The 1,126-nt window shown below is 55.5% G+C and carries 1 protein-coding gene; it reads left to right on the top strand.

Features of this window, described 5'->3' with window-relative positions:
• The coding region (locus tag H5U08_RS19515) for a hypothetical protein (RefSeq protein ID WP_297037064.1) at positions 1-1,126 on the top strand (1,126 nt) is incomplete at both ends.

Genomic DNA, 1,126 nt, shown 5'->3' with positions numbered 1-1,126 from the left:
CACGGATCCAAGCCGATGATAATGCCGAGGAAACCACCACTCGTCTCAAGTATCTCGGACGGTACTTTTATGTTGACCGAAAAAAGGCGACGGCATCCAATTCAGAAACCTCCGGCGAAGAGTGGTTCCGGTTGGCCAGACTGGACGATGAAAGCGGCAATAGTCGGGTGGTAACGGTGAAGGAATACTTGGGATGGGTCCCGCGAAGATATGTAGCCCCCCAAGGAGAGGCCCTTCAAGACCTGGTGACAGGGGTCCACCTCAAGGCCTTTTTGCGGCCTTCTTTAGCGGAACTTGAGAAAGCTGTCGACAAAACAGGGAAACCCGGGAACATCGCCGCGAGGACGCAGCCCAGAATGGATGCCCAGACAGCGAAGGAGCTTAGGTTTTTCAATTTTTACTTCGTCATGGCAAAGACGGGTGATAACGCAGAGCGCGATTGGGCCTACTTGGCAATGCAGTATGAATTAGGGCAAGACGAATCACACGCCCAGACCGTGGGCATAGGCTGGGTGCAGTTGAAATATTTGCAACTCTGGACGACCCGCGAGGCCATTCAGTGGAGCACAGCGCCAGGCCGCCCCATGCGTCCTGGCAAAATTTGGGCGAGCCCCGACGACGCACTGGCGGCCGGTCCAGAAGACCAGACAAACAATAGCCAGTATCTCTTTCGCGAGCCGTTCGATGAAGGTGGACCCGTTCCGCAACCGCCAGACCGGCCGCGATTTCCCATTCTTCGCTGGGAGGATGCGGAGCGATATCGGGACAAGATCCAGAACCAGTATCCGGGCTGGAAGCTCTTGAGAGTCTGTGTTCCTGGGGGGCTGGTGAACGAACAGGGGATTCCTGTGGCGTCGGAAGCAGATATCGCAAAACTCCAGAGTAGCTTGGCCATCATTCAAAACCGGTTGCAAACGTTGGAACTCATGTTCGTCATTGACGACACGGAGAGTATGGTCGACCTGTTCCCGTATGCGGCTCGTGCGGTCGAACAGATTGTGGCGTCCGCTCAAAATCTGCCCACGCATCCTGAACTCCGAGTTGGGGTCGTTTTTTATAACGACATCACCAGCACACACACCGAGCCCGTCCAGGTAACTCCCCTTCAATCGCCCGATCAATTGCC

This window comes from Thermogutta sp., assembly GCF_014359955.1.
GTDB lineage: Bacteria > Planctomycetota > Planctomycetia > Pirellulales > Thermoguttaceae > Thermogutta.
Note: the sequence above shows the minus strand (reverse complement) of the source record. Positions and strands in the feature narration are given on the sequence as shown.